Source organism: Roseivirga seohaensis subsp. aquiponti, assembly GCF_001267955.1.
GTDB lineage: Bacteria > Bacteroidota > Bacteroidia > Cytophagales > Cyclobacteriaceae > Roseivirga > Roseivirga seohaensis.
Map to the genome: position 1 here is coordinate 1 of NZ_JSVA01000015.1, position 16,127 is coordinate 16,127.

The 16,127-nt window shown below is 40.0% G+C and carries 19 protein-coding genes; 10 read left to right on the plus strand and 9 right to left on the minus strand.

Features of this window, described 5'->3' with window-relative positions; translation table 11 throughout:
* Positions 1 to 127: 127 nt before the first annotated feature.
* From trpC to OB69_RS13150, 5 genes are all read right to left on the minus strand, one after another.
* Positions 128 to 928, minus strand: a complete 801-nt coding sequence (gene trpC / locus OB69_RS13130) for an indole-3-glycerol phosphate synthase TrpC (RefSeq protein WP_053224202.1) — start codon at positions 926 to 928, stop codon at positions 128 to 130.
* A 91-nt stretch (positions 929 to 1,019) separates the two neighbouring features.
* Complete coding sequence (gene trpD, locus OB69_RS13135) at positions 1,020 to 2,006, minus strand: anthranilate phosphoribosyltransferase (RefSeq protein WP_053224203.1); 987 nt, start codon at positions 2,004 to 2,006, stop codon at positions 1,020 to 1,022.
* Positions 2,007 to 2,045: 39 nt separating this feature from the next.
* Positions 2,046 to 2,675 carry an anthranilate synthase component II gene (locus OB69_RS13140; protein ID WP_053224204.1) on the minus strand — a complete coding sequence of 210 codons (630 nt, stop codon included), beginning with the start codon at positions 2,673 to 2,675 and terminating at the stop codon, positions 2,046 to 2,048.
* A gap of 49 nt (positions 2,676 to 2,724) precedes the next feature.
* A complete protein-coding gene (locus OB69_RS13145) occupies positions 2,725 to 3,096 on the minus strand; it encodes a four helix bundle protein (RefSeq protein WP_053224269.1) in 372 nt (123 codons plus the stop codon).
* Between the two features lie 63 nt (positions 3,097 to 3,159).
* A complete protein-coding gene (locus tag OB69_RS13150; protein WP_053224205.1) occupies positions 3,160 to 4,569 on the minus strand; it encodes an anthranilate synthase component I family protein in 1,410 nt (469 codons plus the stop codon).
* 316 nt (positions 4,570 to 4,885) lie between these two features.
* On the opposite strand from OB69_RS13150, the gene OB69_RS13155 reads away from it, so the two are divergent.
* A complete protein-coding gene (locus OB69_RS13155) occupies positions 4,886 to 5,743 on the plus strand; it encodes a M28 family metallopeptidase (RefSeq protein WP_053224206.1) in 858 nt (285 codons plus the stop codon).
* Positions 5,744 to 5,810: 67 nt separating this feature from the next.
* Positions 5,811 to 6,392 carry a tRNA-(ms[2]io[6]A)-hydroxylase gene (gene miaE, locus OB69_RS13160; protein WP_053224207.1) on the plus strand — a complete coding sequence of 194 codons (582 nt, stop codon included), beginning with the start codon at positions 5,811 to 5,813 and terminating at the stop codon, positions 6,390 to 6,392.
* 103 nt (positions 6,393 to 6,495) lie between these two features.
* Here miaE and OB69_RS13165 read toward each other — a convergent pair whose 3' ends face one another.
* The 3 genes from OB69_RS13165 to OB69_RS13175 form a co-directional block, all read right to left on the minus strand.
* Positions 6,496 to 7,386: an endonuclease/exonuclease/phosphatase family protein gene (locus OB69_RS13165; RefSeq protein ID WP_185096910.1), complete on the minus strand. Its 891-nt coding sequence runs from the start codon at positions 7,384 to 7,386 to the stop codon at positions 6,496 to 6,498.
* A gap of 107 nt (positions 7,387 to 7,493) precedes the next feature.
* The gene (locus OB69_RS13170) at positions 7,494 to 8,000 is read right to left on the minus strand and encodes a hypothetical protein (protein ID WP_157608578.1); all 507 of its coding nucleotides are present in this window, start codon (positions 7,998 to 8,000) and stop codon (positions 7,494 to 7,496) included.
* A 31-nt stretch (positions 8,001 to 8,031) separates the two neighbouring features.
* Positions 8,032 to 9,315: an NRAMP family divalent metal transporter gene (locus OB69_RS13175; protein ID WP_071426785.1), complete on the minus strand. Its 1,284-nt coding sequence runs from the start codon at positions 9,313 to 9,315 to the stop codon at positions 8,032 to 8,034.
* Between the two features lie 93 nt (positions 9,316 to 9,408).
* On the opposite strand from OB69_RS13175, the gene OB69_RS13180 reads away from it, so the two are divergent.
* The 8 genes from OB69_RS13180 to OB69_RS13215 all read left to right on the plus strand — a co-directional run bounded on the left by OB69_RS13180 (position 9,409) and on the right by OB69_RS13215 (position 15,596).
* Entirely contained in the window at positions 9,409 to 10,074 is a 666-nt protein-coding gene (locus OB69_RS13180) for an SRPBCC family protein (RefSeq protein ID WP_053224210.1), read from the plus strand.
* Positions 10,075 to 10,178: 104 nt separating this feature from the next.
* Positions 10,179 to 11,246 (plus strand): D-alanine--D-alanine ligase family protein, encoded by a 1,068-nt coding sequence (locus OB69_RS13185; protein ID WP_053224211.1) that lies wholly within the window; start codon positions 10,179 to 10,181, stop codon positions 11,244 to 11,246.
* A gap of 109 nt (positions 11,247 to 11,355) precedes the next feature.
* Positions 11,356 to 11,727, plus strand: a complete 372-nt coding sequence (locus tag OB69_RS13190; protein WP_053224212.1) for a hypothetical protein — start codon at positions 11,356 to 11,358, stop codon at positions 11,725 to 11,727.
* Positions 11,728 to 11,780: 53 nt separating this feature from the next.
* On the plus strand, positions 11,781 to 12,770 hold the full coding sequence (locus OB69_RS13195) for an NAD-dependent epimerase/dehydratase family protein (RefSeq protein ID WP_053224213.1): 990 nt from the start codon (positions 11,781 to 11,783) through the stop codon (positions 12,768 to 12,770).
* A gap of 19 nt (positions 12,771 to 12,789) precedes the next feature.
* Positions 12,790 to 13,263 carry a nuclear transport factor 2 family protein gene (locus OB69_RS13200; RefSeq protein WP_053224214.1) on the plus strand — a complete coding sequence of 158 codons (474 nt, stop codon included), beginning with the start codon at positions 12,790 to 12,792 and terminating at the stop codon, positions 13,261 to 13,263.
* On the plus strand, positions 13,260 to 14,024 hold the full coding sequence (locus OB69_RS13205; RefSeq protein ID WP_053224215.1) for a LamB/YcsF family protein: 765 nt from the start codon (positions 13,260 to 13,262) through the stop codon (positions 14,022 to 14,024). Before OB69_RS13200 ends, OB69_RS13205 begins: the two co-directional genes overlap by 4 nt.
* Positions 14,021 to 14,728: a 5-oxoprolinase subunit PxpB gene (pxpB, locus tag OB69_RS13210; protein WP_053224216.1), complete on the plus strand. Its 708-nt coding sequence runs from the start codon at positions 14,021 to 14,023 to the stop codon at positions 14,726 to 14,728. Before OB69_RS13205 ends, pxpB begins: the two co-directional genes overlap by 4 nt.
* Complete coding sequence (locus tag OB69_RS13215; protein WP_053224217.1) at positions 14,721 to 15,596, plus strand: 5-oxoprolinase subunit C family protein; 876 nt, start codon at positions 14,721 to 14,723, stop codon at positions 15,594 to 15,596. Before pxpB ends, OB69_RS13215 begins: the two co-directional genes overlap by 8 nt.
* A 77-nt stretch (positions 15,597 to 15,673) precedes the next feature.
* On the opposite strand, the gene OB69_RS13220 is transcribed toward OB69_RS13215, so the two are convergent.
* Positions 15,674 to 16,015, minus strand: a complete 342-nt coding sequence (locus OB69_RS13220; RefSeq protein ID WP_141655458.1) for a hypothetical protein — start codon at positions 16,013 to 16,015, stop codon at positions 15,674 to 15,676.
* Positions 16,016 to 16,127: the final 112 nt, after the last annotated feature.

The following is a 16,127-nucleotide window of genomic DNA, read 5'->3' on the forward strand; positions in this document are numbered from 1 at the left end:
TTATCAGTTATCAGTTATCAGTTAAAACGAATTTTTATCAGCGATTTCAGTTCCCTGTTTCTCTGTTTTCTGATCAACTATTTCATTTTTTCCTGATTTCTGATTTTCTGATCAACTTTTTCCTTTTTTACACTGAAAGCTGTTTCCTTACTTGTTCGACAAACTCAGCAGCTGCCCTTTCTGGCCTGCCAGTTTTCATAAAGGTCTCACCAATTAGAAAGCCTTGGAAGCCTGCCTTTTTCAACTCAACAATGGTAGCAGGATCACTAATGCCGCTTTCTGAAATCTTCACAAACTCGTTCGGGATTTTGTCCACCAACATTTTTGAAGTTTCAATGCTGGTTTCGAAAGTCTTAAGGTTACGATTGTTCACTCCTACTACGTCTAAATCTGGAGAGAGGTACGGATGCAACTCTTCTTCATTGTGAATTTCCATCAGCACTTCTAATTGAAGCGTTTTGGCAAATGCCGCTAATTCCTTCAACCGTTCTGGTGTCAAACAAGCAGCAATCAACAAAATAGCATCGGCACCAATCGACTTCGCTTCAATGATCTGGTATTCATCAATAATAAAGTCCTTTCTTAGTACAGGGCAGAAGTTGAATTTTCTGGCCGTAGAAAGGTCTTCGTTCTTTCCTCCGAAAAACTCAGAATCCGTCAATACAGAAAGTGCCGAAGCACCTGCCTGCATGTAACCGATTGTAGTTCTTTCTACCTTGGCGTGGGCATTAATCACGCCCTTCGAAGGCGATTTACGCTTGAATTCGGCTATAATTCCCGATTTATCTTCGCGCAGCAAATACTTTTTCAACGAAACGGGTTTGCTCTCGAAGTAAATACTCTGCTCTAATAACTTAGGAGGAAAAAGCCCTTTTCGTTCGGCCACTTCCTTCTCTTTGTGTGCAATGATTTTTTGTAAAATATCCATTCTATGTCAGTTATCAGGGATTAGTTAATCAGTGGATCAGTGAATTATTATCATCTATTCTACTGATTACTGATTCCCTGTTTTCTCGATTTTATAAATCTAATAATGTCTTAAATACCTTGAGTGCCTTCCCCGATTCAAGCGATTCCCGTGCGTAACCCACTGAATCATCGGAGCTATAGCCTTTACCGCATTGTAAAGCCATAGCCGAATTGGCAATCACTACCTCGTTTTGGGCTTTTGTACCTTCGCCTTTTAATATCCTCTCGAAAATCTTAGCTGATTCTTCCACCGTTTCGCCACCAAAAATGGCTTCGGGTTGAATTCGGGTAAGTCCTAAATCTTCGGGTTGAACAATTTCTTCCTGCAAATGCGTGATTTTCTTAAAACCTCCTGTCAATGAAATTTCATCATAGCCATCGAGGGCATGCAAAATCACAAACTGCTTATCGGTTTTTTGGTAAAGGTAGCCGTATAATCTGGCCAACTCTAGACTAAACACTCCTACCAATTGTTTTTTAGGAAATGAAGGATTCACCATTGGCCCCAACATATTAAAGAAGGTTTTTACGCCCAAGTCTCTTCGAATGGGTGCTACGTTTTTCATGGCAGGGTGAAAAAGTGGTGCATGCAAAAAAGCAATTCCACTTTCGTCCAAACTCTTTTTGAGCTTACCAATGTCGTTGGTGAATTCGTAACCGAAATGCGCCATCAGATTCGAAGAACCAGAAACAGAGGACACACCATTGTTTCCGTGCTTGGCTACGTTTTGCCCTGCACCAGCAACAATAAAAGAGCTTAGTGTGGAAATATTGAAAGTATTCTTTCCATCTCCGCCTGTTCCACAAAGATCGATGGCATCGTATTCTGGAATATCTACCGGCACACAAAGTTCTAGCATGGCATCGCGAAAGCCTTCGAGTTCCTCCACTGTGATACTTCGCATTAAGTACACCGTTAGAAATGCCGCCACCTGACTCTGATTGTATTTCCCCAATGTGAGATTCATCAAAATCTCCTTTGCTGTGGTCTTATCCAGCGATTTATATTCTATAAGTTGGTTTAGTATGTCTTTCATCTTCTTTTATTAGTTATAAGGAATCAGAAAATCAGTGGATCAGGATTTAGTAAATGAGGTGAGTTCCTGTTTTCTGATCACCGTTTCACTGTTCACTGAATCATTGAGCCAATTCTCAAGCAATTTATGCCCATACTCTGTCATGATGGATTCTGGGTGAAACTGCACGCCTTTAACATCATATTCTTTATGACTGATGGCCATGATTTCACCGAGTTCGTCATAGGCGGTGACTTCAAGTTCATTTCCTAAATTCTCCTTACTCACATTCCAGCTGTGGTAATGGCAAATTTCATATTCGCTTGGAATGCCATTGAAGAGTCTGTCCTCAGGCTTCACCACTTTAATTTTGCTTGAAACACCATGCAATACTTCCGACATATTATAAAGTGAAGCTCCATAGGCCTCGGCAATGGCCTGATGCCCCAAGCAAACACCTAAAATACTTTTGGTTGCCCCATACCGCTTTATCAGTTCAGGCATAATTCCCGCTTCTTCTGGAATTCCTGGCCCAGGAGAAAGCAAAATCTTATCATAAGCCTCCACTTCGTCTATTGTAATTTGATCGTTTCGTACGACCTTCATTTCCGCACCCTTGGCCAACTCGCGCAGGTAATGCACCAAGTTGTAGGTGAATGAATCGTAGTTATCTAGTATTAGTATCTTCATTTTGTTCAGTTATCGGTTATCGGTATATCAGGAATCAGTTTATCAGGGTTTATTGTTTCTCCTGTTTGCTCTTAACTAAGTAATTGATGTAGCCGTTAATGATTCGAATACATTCTTCCACTTGTTCATCGTACTTCTTTGCTAGTTTCTCATCAATGTATCCTTCATCATAGGCCACAGTTATGTGGTCTTGTATTTCAGTTAAAGAACCTCTAGAAACCCTACAAAACTGGATATTCTCCTGATAATGAAACCTTCCGTAGCCTTCAGCTAAATTGGCAGTAACAGATCGCGAAGCCCTGATAATTTGATCAACAAGTTTGAATTTCTCCTCGACAGGAAAAGTCTTTGTCAAAGCCGATATATCGTTCCTTAGCACTCTACCCTTTTTCCAAGCTTCTAAATCCTTAAAACTCTTCATCTGATTATTTTTTTTCTCCGTTCCTAATTCCTGATCCACTGATTTTCTGATCCCTGATTACTACTATCTAATATTCTCCGCCATTTCAATGGCCTTTCTCAATGCTCCTAGTTTATTATTTACTTCTTGTAGTTCAGAGGTCTTGTCTGATTTGGCAACTACGCCAGCACCTGCTTGAAAATGTAGATTGCTGTTTTTGCTCAGAAAAGAACGGATCATAATCGCATGGTTGAAATTGCCATCGAAACCCATGAAACCAATAGCGCCACCGTAATAGCCTCGTCTGGTTTTTTCGTATTCGTTGATTAGCTGCATGGCACGGACTTTAGGGGCGCCAGAAAGTGTTCCGGCTGGGAAAGTGCTTGTTACCATGTCGGTTGATAGTACATCGGCATTCAGCGTTCCTGTTACCTTAGATACCAAGTGAATTACATGCGAGTAATATTGAATTTCTTTATAGGTATCCACTTTCACATTCGATCCAGCACGACTTAAATCGTTGCGGGCTAAATCCACCAACATAACATGTTCCGAATTTTCCTTTGGATCGTTGTGTAATACCTTGGCCAACTCTGCATCTGCTTCATCGTTTCCAGTACGTTTGAAAGTACCTGCAATGGGGTGAATAGTAGCCTCACCATCTTTAATCACCAATTGCGCTTCGGGCGAAGAACCGAATATTTTGAAGCTACCGTAGTCAAAGTAGAAAAGGTAAGGCGAAGGATTTACCGACCTTAGGGCACGATAAACGTTAAACTCATCTCCCTTAAAGCCCTTCTGGAATCTCCTTGAAAGCACAATCTGGAATACATCTCCTCTGTGACAATGATCAATTCCTTTTTGAATGATGTTCAAAAATTCATCATCTGTATAGTTAGAGCTTTCTTCAGCTATTGTTTTGAATTCGTAAGATGGATAGTTCTTATTGTTCACCAAATTGATAATTGGCTCCAAGCCTTTGGGCGCAGTTCCTTCTGGTGAATGCTCAAAAACATAGAGTTCGTTTTTGAAATGATCGATGGCGATTACATAACGATACACATGGTAAAGCACATCGGGAATTCCGTATTGATCTTCCTTTACCTCATTCACAGGAATGTTCTCAAAATACTTCACCGCATCGTAGCCAATGTAACCGAAAAGGCCATTATTGATGAATTTATAAGGATTATCATCCGATTCGAAACTTTTTGAAAAAGCACTTAATTCATCGCCTACCTTACTATTCTCTACTTGATATTGAGCTTCCGCTTGGCCAGGCAACTGCTTTGTCAATTGGCCATCTTTCAACCTAAAACTGGCCAAAGGCTCGCAGCAGATGTAAGAAAAGCTATTGTCATTTCCATGATAATCAGAGCTTTCCAACAAAATTGGATTCTCGTATTTATCGCGCAACTTCAAGTAGATACTCACCGGGGTGACGGTATCTGCCAATAGTTTTTGCGAGGTAGTATTTAATTTAATCTTGTTCATTTTTCGGTTCTTGAATGGCCTAAAACAAAAAAAGCCTGCGTGAAGCAGGCTTTTGAATATCGTTATATTACATATAGCATGTGTTCACATCAACTGAGTTCAGTTAAATGCCACCACCATGCGCTATGTAAATTTGTGTTTCTCATTATGCCCCAAATCTAGGAAAGGATTTTTCTAAAGCAAACAGAAAATTAGAATTTTCCATTTGAGGTTACTTTTCTATCCAGAAACTGAAGTGAAAAGCCATTCAACCGACATTCTTGTTTTTATCATTGAGGAATACCTTAAATTGTGAGCTCAAAAAAACGCATAAGCCATGACCCGTAAATTGAATTTTTTAGTCGCTACAATTCTTCTTTTTTCTTTCAACTCGTTAGCCTTTCAGGGGCAAAAACTTCAAGAACAAGTAGACTTAACTTCTAAGATTACTGGCCATACGGAAATCAAAGGCAATACAAAACTAAAGGATCGTCATGCACAAGAATCGCGTGAAATTGTAGCTGATTTCTTAAAGAATGAACTTTCTGAGTTTATCGATCAAGTTGAAATTGAGAACTACAGCGCCACGGGAAATAATGTGGTAGGCACCATTATGGCCACTACAAAAACTGATGAATGGGTAGTTTTAGGTGCTCATTATGATTCTGTAAAAGATTGCCCAGGCGCAAATGATAATGCCTCAGGTGTGGCTTTGGTGTATTCCGTGGCCAAGCATATTGCCGGTTTAAATTCACGTAAATACAATGTGAAGATTGTTTTCTTCGATGAAGAAGAGCGCGGCTTAATAGGTAGCAAGGCTTACGCTAAAAAACTAAAGGATGAGAACTTCAATATTGTTTCGGTACATACCATTGACCAAATGGGTTGGGACAATGATGGTGACAGGGGTTTTGAATTAGAAATGCCTACCGAAGCACTAAAAGATCATTACTTAAAAGTGGCTAAAGATTACGGTTATGAATTCCCAATCCATATGTCTACCGTAACTTCTACCGACCACCGTTCTTTCAGAAATGTGGGCTTTAATGCCATTGGTTTGACTGAAGAGTACGTAAACAAAGACACTACGCCACATTACCACAAGCCAAGTGATACTTTCGAAACCATCAATTTTGAATACTTAGGAACGATTACAGTATATGTTCAAAAGGTATTTGAGGAGTTGTTGAAGTAAAGGCTGCATAATTATTAATCCATTAGGCTTAACCCTATTTTTGGCTTTCTTATAAAATCAAATTGATATGCTCGGTTTAAAACTTGCCACAGACCCACGTTGGGCACATTTAGCAGAAACTAATATTGAAGAAATTCTAACAGACCATGCTTGGTGCGAACAAAAAGCAGCTACCAATGCCATCACCATTATTGCGGGGAATTCGGAACATACTGAACTGGTTACTGAACTACTTATTTTGGCGCAAGAAGAGCTCGAGCATTTTAGAATGGTGCATGAAATCATCAAGAAACGTGGCTATACTTTAGGGCGAGAACGAAAAGACAGTTATGTCAATGAACTGTTTAAAGCGAGAATAAAAGGGGGCAGCAGACAACAAAGCTTGGTAAACCGACTTTTATTTTCTGCCATGATTGAAGCCAGAAGCTGTGAACGCTTTAAAGTACTTTCCGAAAATATTAAAGATGAAGAATTGTCTAAATTCTATTACCAGCTAATGGTTAGCGAAGCAGGTCATTACACCACATTTCTAGGTTTTGCCAGAAAGTATGGTGAAGGTTTAGATGTAGATAAACAATGGAAAGAACTGATTGAAATCGAAGGCGAGATTATACAACGCTACGGTAAATCAGAATCCATTCATGGTTGAGTGGATCAAGTTCTAGCTTAAAGCGTCTTACAATGGCTATAAAAAACTAAATCGCCCTTCCAAGAAATTCTTAGAAGGGCGATTTTCTTTAGAAGCATCGGGCCTAATTATTATTCAAACGAATCATTACAGGCCTGTGGTCGGATACTTGAGATTCAAATGTAGTTTGACAATTGTCGAGTTTCAATACTAGTGTTTCTGTTGCCTTTGCAAAAAGCTCATTAGTGATTAGAATTTGATCGATTTGGCTAGGCCAAGAAGGGTATGACCATTCACTTGAAGGCCCTTGGGCAATAGGCATGGTAGCAAATTTATAGTTCGCATTGTCATCAATAAAGTTCTGATAAACATTATCTGCTTGGTCTACAATTTCATCATTAAAATCTCCGAGTAAAATCACATTCTCATTCGGTAAATTAGTATCAATGTAGTCTTTCAGTAATACAGCCCCACTTCTTCTTCTGTCTTCTGAACCATTACAACACTTCATATGTACATTGATAATGTTCACCGTCAATCCGTTAATGTGCTGAAATTTCATGTATAATGGCCTTCTTACACTGGTGAAAGCAAAATTGTAATCGTCATTACTGCTTTCTGGAAATAGGTTTTCGGGTTGCGTCAATACTGTAACTTCAGAAGTCTTATACATATATCCCACCCACTGTGAGCCTGCATAGTCCTCAACATGGCCAGACCAGCCATCTAAAGCATCAACAAGGGCATTAAATTCTGACTTTGAGGTAATCTCCTGAAGTGCGATTACATCCACATCTGTATCTTCAATGATTGTTTTTACCGCGACCGCAGTATTGGTGTGCACCGGGAAATTTTCAATATTCCAAGTCACCACTTCTAGAGTACTCTCTCCAACTTCTGGCAAGCAAGCATCGTAATTTGGGGTTTCTACCACCGGATCTGGCGTTGGGATATCTCCTCCCCCACAAGCTGTTGCCAAAAAACAAATCACCACCACCGATCTCCACAACTTCATAATGTTTTTTTTGTGCAAAATTAAACGATATTTCATGCATTGCATGATTAATCTCTATCAATTCGTATTAAGCTAACATTACCTTTTTCGCGCTGAAAGTCAAAGATCTACTCACAAATACGGCCATATAGTTTCCAATTAGAAATCACCTTTACATAATCTCCATCGACTTGAAAAACTTCACTGATCGGTTTCCATTTAGCATTTGAAGTATCAAAAGCTCCAGAAACATCATAGTTTGCAAGCTTCCCATTTACTACCGGCACTTGGATTTCGACTACATCTTTCGTCTTCACCCAAACCTCTACCTCAAAGGCTTCCGCTTTAGGATTGATTAAGTAGGTAAACGTTTCGGCTTCCCAAGTTTTCAAGTCTACCTCACCTTTGGATATTTTCACTACTACATCTTCAGTTCCGAAATCATCCAAAGCCAGTTTGAATCTAATTTTGACTCCTTCGTGCATACAAAAAGTAACAGCTTCTGTTCCAAAATCAAGTTCGGTAACCGTAAGTTTTGGAGTGTGTTTTAATTGATGAACATTTGGAAGTTGCATACTGAACAGTACTACGGAAACCAGCACCATGAACAGACAAAAATAAATTCTTGAACCCATTTTTAGTAAAACCTTTACAAGTTGTAATAAGCTATTGTGACCTCTCATTCATCACTTTCCAGCCCGCCAAAAAAGTAACTAAAAGTGACAAAGCAAGAATAGCCATTTGATTTAAGTCTTCAAAAGCAAAACTACTTCCCGCTACAGCATAACCCGCTTTAAAAACGTTAATAAAACCCAGAACGCTAGCAACAAAAACAGTAATTAGCATGGCTAAATTCATTCCAAACCCATTCCTATGTACTTTGAGGTAACTTTTATTATTGCAGATTAACCAAAGAAAAATAGCAATCACGGGAAGTATCAAACCATTGGCCGCTTGGGCTAAAATTATTACAGGAATGGGTTTCACGCCCGTTACACCAAAAACCAACCCCGTGAGCATTACGCTGCCCCAAGCCAATCTATATTTTAGACCGTTATCTTCCCAACCTTTTTCACTTTTGGCCACACTCTTTAAAGTAATGGCTGCTGCTAATGGCGCTGTAATGCTGGAAGTAAAACCTGCCGCAAAAAGGCCAATTGCAAACGTATAGGACATCCAAACACCGTTATTCTTTATCAAAGTAGCGGCTAAATTTTCAAAACTGAATTCCCCCACTACTGAAGCCCCCGCCAATAAAATGGCCGTAGAGATCAATCCGCCAATTAAAATGGCCAGCACCAAACCAAAACGCATAAAAGACAAGCTTTGCCCTTTCGCCAAGCCTGAACCCATAAAAATATTATAAGGCACAATGGTGGTTCCTACCAAGCCTAAAGTGATCAAAACAGAACCCTCTGGAAAGGATGGAACCAAAGCGCCTTTTAATAAATCCCCTCCGCTAATCGGAGTACTTAAGCCCGAAATCAGAAAGGCGACTCCCATAATGGCCACCACAAACCCCATAATATTGGCTACGGTTTGCGTTTTACCGCTCCACAATACAAGTGTGCTTACCCCTACAATAATCAAAGTGAAAACGGAAGGTTGGATACCAGTAAAAATCAATGCAACGCCTGAAATCGCACCCAAAATATTTCCAGCTTCATAAGCAGCACAGCCCAAAAATATAGCTACTCCAATGCTCAGTGCTACTTTTTGCGACTTAAACCTATCCTTAATGGCTTCGCCCAAGCTGAGTTCGGAAGCAATGGTAATTCTAGCCGCAGATTCTTGTAAGATAATACAAGCAAAGACCGAAAACACCAATGCCCAAAGTAAGCTATAACCATAGCCAGCGCCAGCGGCAGCCGCTGTAGTTACAGTACCGGGCCCAATAAAGGCGGCAGCAATGACCATCCAAAAAAGTAAGCTCCACAGTTTTGATTTCATCTCAGCAAGTTAAAAAGTAAAAGCTAAAAACCCTTTCACCAAATATTTGCCCTAAACTCATCAAAACCGTTATCTTGGCACTCTATTAAAACTATGCAACGACTTTTAATCACCTCATTTCTCATTCTCTTGTCAATCAATGCCTTTTCTCAAAAAACTTGGGAACACAAAGGCATTACCATGACTCAATTAGACACCCTTGGAGATGGATATGAGGCATTAAGAGGTTCCTTCATTATAAAAAATTCAAGCATCTATGAAGTCATGAACCTCATTTTAGATGTAGATGGTTATGACTGGGTAGAAGGTGAAAGCAAATCCAAAATGCTCTTGGTAGATAAACAGGATTCCTCTTTCACATTCGATTTCTTTGTCGACATCCCCTGGCTCTTTGTTAAGAAAACAGGCCGAGTAAAAGTAGATGTCAGGTACGAAAACGAGACTTTTTATACTCGTTCCACCCAAATAAAAGAGTATAACAGAAATGAGGACTACGATTTAGTGAATTTCTATTCTGCTCAATGGAAATTGCAAAAGCACGGGGCAAATGATGTGAAGGTTAACTACTTGGGCGTATATCAGGATCAAAAAATGGTAATTAACCTAAACAGTATCATTATCAGTAGAATTAGAAAACGATTGAGCGGCACGCTGTATAACCTAAAAGTAAGGGCATCGGAAAAAGTAAACCCCGTTCAATCGCTGGCATGGCCAATGGAAAAAGCCAACACCAAGTTCAAGTCAGATAGAAATCAGTAAATACCTTTATTCCTGTCAAACTCTCTTGAATAAATTTCTTAAACCAATATGAATATTTAGTTCTCTTGGCGTTATTCACGTGTACAAATTCATTTACTTTTTAAATGTCAAAAATTAAAGTTGCGGTGGTTTTCGGTGGGCGATCTACCGAGCACGAAATTTCCCTTATATCTTCAGAAGGTATTCTAAAACATATTAATAGATCGTTGTTTGAAGTCATTCCACTGCGAATTGACATTGGAGGCCATTGGTTTTTACAAGACACTGAAAACACGCATGATAAAGTAGGAACCTCTGTAACCTTGATTCAGGGTGAAAAAGGAGCTGCAGTGCTGGAAAACGGCTCTGGAAAAATATTAAGAGAAATCGACATTGTCTTCCCTGTATTACATGGGGTTTTTGGGGAAGACGGAACCATTCAAGGCATGTTGAAAATGCTCAATGTGGCCTTTGTAGGCTGCGGAGTTTTAGCTTCAGCTACCTGCATGGACAAAGATGTAACCAAACGTTTGTTGCGCGATGCCAACATTGCAATTGCCCCTTATGTTTGCGCTACATGGACTCATCAACCTAATTTCGAAAAGGTAGAACAAGAGCTTGGTCTCCCACTTTTTATTAAGCCTGCTAATTTAGGTTCTTCTGTAGGCGTGCATAAAGTAAATTCCAAAACGGAATATGATGCGGCCTTACAAGATGCGCTAAAGTACGATAGCAAAGTGCTTATTGAACAGAATATCAACGGACGCGAAATCGAAGTAGCGGTGATGGGCAATGAAAAACCTCAGGCTTCATTGCCTGGCGAAATTGTAAACACAGCTGGTTTTTATGATTTCGAATCCAAATATGTAAGTAAAGATGCTTCGAGCATTCATATTCCAGCCCAACTCACCGATGAGCAAATCAACGATGTTCGTGAAATGGCGAAAAGGGCATACACTACATTAGGTTGTGAAGGCCTTGCCCGTGTCGATTTCTTTATCAGCAACGATGGCACTATTATGATCAACGAGATTAATACGCTTCCAGGCTTTACGCCTATTAGTATGTATCCAAAAATGTGGGAAGCCACAGGTGTAAGTTATTCTGAATTAATTGAGTTGCTTATTCAGTTTGGCTTGGAAAGATTTGAAAGAGAACGACAGTTAAAAATTGTTGCTCGGGAGGTGAAATAACGGCCCAGACAAATCAGGTTAAAACAGATATTCTCTTTTTATTTGTCCTAGCCCTTGACTTTTTAACTTTTAAATAGAAATTGCCTTAAAATTGAATCGGAAATAAACTATGAGCTCACCAAGTCCCAAGCCAAGGGTAATTAAAGATTTTGACAAGCTGGACGTAGAAATCCAAGAGCAAATTAAGCTTGAGTATCCTGAAGGCTTTGAAGACAACCTTATTTACTTTACCAATAAAGATGGTAAACGTGTATCTGCCCTTCCTTTCGAAACTGAGGAGAAATATTACCTTGTTCGAATGACCGTTGAAGAAGCACAACAAATCATTGAAGATGACGATGATTACGATGCAGACGGTAACCTCAAAGATGAGATTAAAGAGGAATACGAAGAAAGACATGCTGAAGATGTGGATGACGAAGACGAAGGTACTGGCTTCGACATTGCAGATGATGAGGACGAAGATGATGATGAAGATTAATCTTCACTCCTCTATCTATCCTCTTACTTAAAACTTACTACTTCCTATACATTATGAAAATTGGCATTATTGGTGGCACAGGCATGTTGGGTCACCATTTGGCCATTGCTGCTCAATTGCGGCAGTACGAAGTAGTGATTATTCATCGAAAAGACTCCAACCTATCCCATATTAAAGACCTTAAGTTCGAAAGCCGTATTGCCGACCTAAACGATAGAGGCAGTATGATTCGAGCCATGGAAGGATTAGACTATGTAGCCAATTGCGCTGCCTATTACCCCACCGTTCCAAAACCACTCGCCCAAGAAATTAAGACTGCCCGTTTGCAAATGCAGTTCTTTATTGATGGCGTTCGCGAAGCAAAAGTAAGTCGAGCATTGTATGTGGGCGGTTCCATTGTTTTGCCTAAAAACCCTAACGGGTTAGGCCATGAAAGTCTGGATTACCCCCAAGAGCCAGAAAGCACTAATGCCTATTTAAGGGTAAAATGGCTGATGGATTATATGGCTAAAATAAACGCTGAAGACGGCCTGCCTCTTGTAATTGGAATTCCAAGTATGACTTTTGGTGAATATGATTATTCCCCTACCACAGGCCGGTTAATTCAAGATGCGGCCAATGAAGAAATCCCGGCTTATGTTCATGGGCTTCGAAATGCGGTTTATGCTGGCGATGCTGCCCGAGGTTTACTGTTGGCTCTAGAAAAAGGCCGTTTTGGAGAGCGGTACTTAATCACTGGTGAAAATACTTCGATAGAAGAAATCATTAAAATGATTTGTGAGATTGCCCAAGTTCCCATGATCAAAAAGACCATTCCTTTGAACATGGCCAAATTCATTTCTAAATCACAAGAAATAAAATATACGCTTTTCAGAGGCTCTCCTCCTACTCTTTCCTCAACGGCAGTGGCCATTTTAGCTTACGGTCAGCATTTGGATGGAAGTAAGGCCAAAGAAGAATTGGGTTACGAACCTGACCTTACCGTGAAAGATGCTATCGAACGAGCTTACAATTGGTTCAAGAAAGAAGGTTATATTGAGTAAATTTTAACTCCGCTGCCTTATGTCGATACAAGAGAACCGCCTGCTTATCGATCAGTTTTACACTGCATTTGCCCAAAAGAATGCCGAAGCCATGAATGCTTGTTATGCCAAGCAAGCTGTATTCGAAGATCCAGCCTTTGGTCGATTAAATGATTCAGAAATCACTTCTATGTGGTCGATGTTGATAGAAAGAGGTGGGAAAGATTTGACGGTGACCCATAAAATACTTGAGGTAACTAACGGAAAAGCCAAAGCTCAATGGACGGCTGTGTACCCTTTCAGCAAAACACAGCGTGTGGTGCGCAACAAAATTACTGCAGAGTTTATTATTGAAGAAGGGAAGATTGTTTACCACAAAGATCGTTTCAATATGTGGAAATGGTGTTCGATGGCACTGGGTTTACCCGGAATGCTTTTAGGCTGGAGTGGCTTTATGAAAAATAAAGTGCGAAAAACTGCTTTATCATCACTTCATAAGTACATGCAAAAATGAAACAAATAGACATCAATTGCGATATGGGAGAAAGCTACGGCAACTTTTCAGTTGGCAATGACAAGGCTATTTTTCCTCATATTACCTCCACCAATATTGCCTGTGGCATGCATGCTGGCGATCCTTACCATATTCAGAAAACCATAGAAATGGCCATTGCTCAAGGTATTCAAATCGGTGCGCATCCTGGCTATCCTGATTTACAGGGTTTTGGTAGAAGGGTGATTCAAATGTCTGTTGAAGAGTTGTATGCCTCTGTCAAGTATCAGGTGTCTGCTTTAAAAGGAATGGTGGAAAGCACTGGAGGGCAACTGAAATATGTAAAACCACATGGTGCACTTTACAACGAAATATCCAAGAATGAAAAGGAAGCTGCCACCGTTGTGAAAGCCATTAAATCCATTGACCCAACCCTTATGATCATGGGCTTAGCAGGCAGTCACATGAAGCACATTGTGGAAGCAGAAGGCATGACTTTTATTGCCGAAGCATTTGCCGACAGGAGGTATGAAGCTGATGGAAAGTTGATGAGCAGAGGAAAAGAAAACTCAGTAATTCATAATGCTGAAGCCGCTGTTAGTCAAGTGCTATCAGTTATTAAAAACGGCTATACTCAAACACTGAATGGCGAAAAGGTTGAATTGCAAGCGGAAAGCTTTTGCATTCATGGCGACAATCCTCAGGCGGTGGAGATTCTAAAAGCCATTAAATTAGGTTTGGAAGAAAACGGAATAACTCAAAAAGCCTTTTCAACACCATGAAAATTGTGCGCTTTGGCGACTCAGCTTTGCTCGTGAATTTTGAGCAGAAAATTGATGAAGCCATCAACAATCAAGTGCTTTCACTGTATAAACAACTTCAAGAGCTCAAAGAAGTTACCTTTCTTATTCCGGCTTATTGCTCGTTAACAGTGGGTTTTAGTGAGAACACTTCGTTCAAAACTCTCTCTAAACAAATTGAAGAACTCAACTCAAAAATCCAATCGAAAAACCTAGAGTTAAACTCAAAAATCATTCATATTCCTGTTTGCTATGAGGCACTTTACGCGCTCGACATAAATGAAGTAAGTGAAAAAACTGACCTGACTCAGCAGGAAATTATTGATACACATTGCCAAGAAACTTACAAAGTATACATGCTTGGTTTTGTAGCGGGTTTCGCCTATTTGGGCAGTTTGCCTGGACAATTATTCTGCCCTAGAAAAGCAGAACCAAGAAAAGAAGTTTTGGCGGGTTCAGTCGGTTTAGCGGGTTTGCAAACCGGAATTTACCCAGCGAATGCACCGGGTGGATGGCAAATTATAGGCCGCACTCCTATCCCTACTTTCAACCCTAAAACAGAAAACCCTACGCTTTTAAAAGCGGGTGATGCTGTCAAATTCAAGCCTATTTCCTCGGTAGAATTTGAAGAGATTGAAAAGCGAGTATCCAGCAATACATTCAACTTAGAAGAATATTATGGCTAGGCTACATTTTCTAAAACCGGGTTTACAAACTACCATACAGGATTTGGGTAGACATGGCGTGCAAGATTTGGGCATCCCCATCAACGGAGCTATGGACAAAGCTTCGGCTCAACTTGCTAATCATTTGGTAGGAAATTCAGCCGATTCCCAGGTTTTAGAAATCACTTTACTAGGGCCGAAAATTCAATTCGAAGGACAATGTCAAATTGCGATTACGGGTGCTGACCTTTCTGCGGAAATTAACGGAAATACAATACCACTATTCAGAACAATAAACATTGAACATGGGGATGTATTAAGCTTTGGTAAACCCCTTACAGGTTGCAGGGCTTATTTAGCCATCAATGGGAAATGGGACATTCAAAGTTGGTTAGGAAGCTTTAGTGCTTCGGCCACAAACACAGCCCAAACTACACCTGACAGTATAATCGTCAAAGATCAAATCTTAGAGATTATCCGTGGCAAAGATCAGCCTATTATTACTATTTCTGAAAGTGAAAGACCAAGTCTATCCATTGAAGCCCCAATAAAAGTGTATCCCGGGCCAGAATTTGAGGCTTTTTCTGCTGTTGAAAAACAAAGCTTTTTTGGCGACCGCTTCACCATTGGCCAAGATTCGAATAGAATGGGTTATAGACTAAAAGAAGCGCTTAACGGCTATACCAAAAAGGAAGAAGTGATTTCGTCAGGGGTAATTCCGGGCACCATACAAATCACCAACTCAGGTCAACCCATCGTTTTAATGGCCGATGCCCAAACCACTGGCGGCTATCCAAGAATTGCCAATGTAAGTTCAACCGAGCTGGATAGACTGGCTCATTTTAAACCTGGAGATACGGTAAGGTTTGAGTTGATAAGTTTTAAATAATAGCCTTTAAAATAGACAAGGCGATCTCCGTCTGAAATCGCCTTAATCAACCTTAAACTAAACTACTAGCTATACTATTATTTCAATCGATAGTATTTCGTGTTATACAAAGACGACAAATAATCTGCCTGTCTGTAAATTCTCAAACCTTCTTCGCTCAATTCGGAAACCATACCTTGCAAAACCAAGTTGCCTTCCGCATCGAATACTTTTACAGTTTGAGGAGCTTCTTCGAACACCATAGGACTTGGTTCCATGTATGCGTCAACATACTCTTGAACATCCTCTAAATAGGATAAGTCTTCTTCGAAAATTGGGGTGTTCGAATCATTAGATTTAGCGTCAACCGATGTAACGATTGTAATTGCTAAAAAAAGTGCGATTAACGCAGAGATGTTTTTTTGACCTAGATTTTTCATGTTGTTGCTTTGATATTTTGAGTTACCGCCCGACCAAAGGCGGTTAATTTTAACCTTATTGTTTTTAACCTTGCCAACTTCTTTCCAATAGATGTGCCAAAAGATCAAACCA

Coding starts and splice junctions, on each gene's coding strand:
- trpC (WP_053224202.1), bottom strand. CDS start 928: ATGGATATTTTACAAAAAATCATTGCACACAAAGAGAAGGAAGTGGCC.
- trpD (WP_053224203.1), bottom strand. CDS start 2,006: ATGAAAGACATACTAAACCAACTTATAGAATATAAATCGCTGGATAAG.
- OB69_RS13140 (WP_053224204.1), bottom strand. CDS start 2,675: ATGAAGATACTAATACTAGATAACTACGATTCATTCACCTACAACTTG.
- OB69_RS13145 (WP_053224269.1), bottom strand. CDS start 3,096: ATGAAGAGTTTTAAGGATTTAGAAGCTTGGAAAAAGGGTAGAGTGCTA.
- OB69_RS13150 (WP_053224205.1), bottom strand. CDS start 4,569: ATGAACAAGATTAAATTAAATACTACCTCGCAAAAACTATTGGCAGAT.
- OB69_RS13155 (WP_053224206.1), top strand. CDS start 4,886: ATGACCCGTAAATTGAATTTTTTAGTCGCTACAATTCTTCTTTTTTCT.
- miaE (WP_053224207.1), top strand. CDS start 5,811: ATGCTCGGTTTAAAACTTGCCACAGACCCACGTTGGGCACATTTAGCA.
- OB69_RS13165 (WP_185096910.1), bottom strand. CDS start 7,386: ATGAAGTTGTGGAGATCGGTGGTGGTGATTTGTTTTTTGGCAACAGCT.
- OB69_RS13170 (WP_157608578.1), bottom strand. CDS start 8,000: ATGGGTTCAAGAATTTATTTTTGTCTGTTCATGGTGCTGGTTTCCGTA.
- OB69_RS13175 (WP_071426785.1), bottom strand. CDS start 9,315: ATGAAATCAAAACTGTGGAGCTTACTTTTTTGGATGGTCATTGCTGCC.
- OB69_RS13180 (WP_053224210.1), top strand. CDS start 9,409: ATGCAACGACTTTTAATCACCTCATTTCTCATTCTCTTGTCAATCAAT.
- OB69_RS13185 (WP_053224211.1), top strand. CDS start 10,179: ATGTCAAAAATTAAAGTTGCGGTGGTTTTCGGTGGGCGATCTACCGAG.
- OB69_RS13190 (WP_053224212.1), top strand. CDS start 11,356: ATGAGCTCACCAAGTCCCAAGCCAAGGGTAATTAAAGATTTTGACAAG.
- OB69_RS13195 (WP_053224213.1), top strand. CDS start 11,781: ATGAAAATTGGCATTATTGGTGGCACAGGCATGTTGGGTCACCATTTG.
- OB69_RS13200 (WP_053224214.1), top strand. CDS start 12,790: ATGTCGATACAAGAGAACCGCCTGCTTATCGATCAGTTTTACACTGCA.
- OB69_RS13205 (WP_053224215.1), top strand. CDS start 13,260: ATGAAACAAATAGACATCAATTGCGATATGGGAGAAAGCTACGGCAAC.
- pxpB (WP_053224216.1), top strand. CDS start 14,021: ATGAAAATTGTGCGCTTTGGCGACTCAGCTTTGCTCGTGAATTTTGAG.
- OB69_RS13215 (WP_053224217.1), top strand. CDS start 14,721: ATGGCTAGGCTACATTTTCTAAAACCGGGTTTACAAACTACCATACAG.
- OB69_RS13220 (WP_141655458.1), bottom strand. CDS start 16,015: ATGAAAAATCTAGGTCAAAAAAACATCTCTGCGTTAATCGCACTTTTT.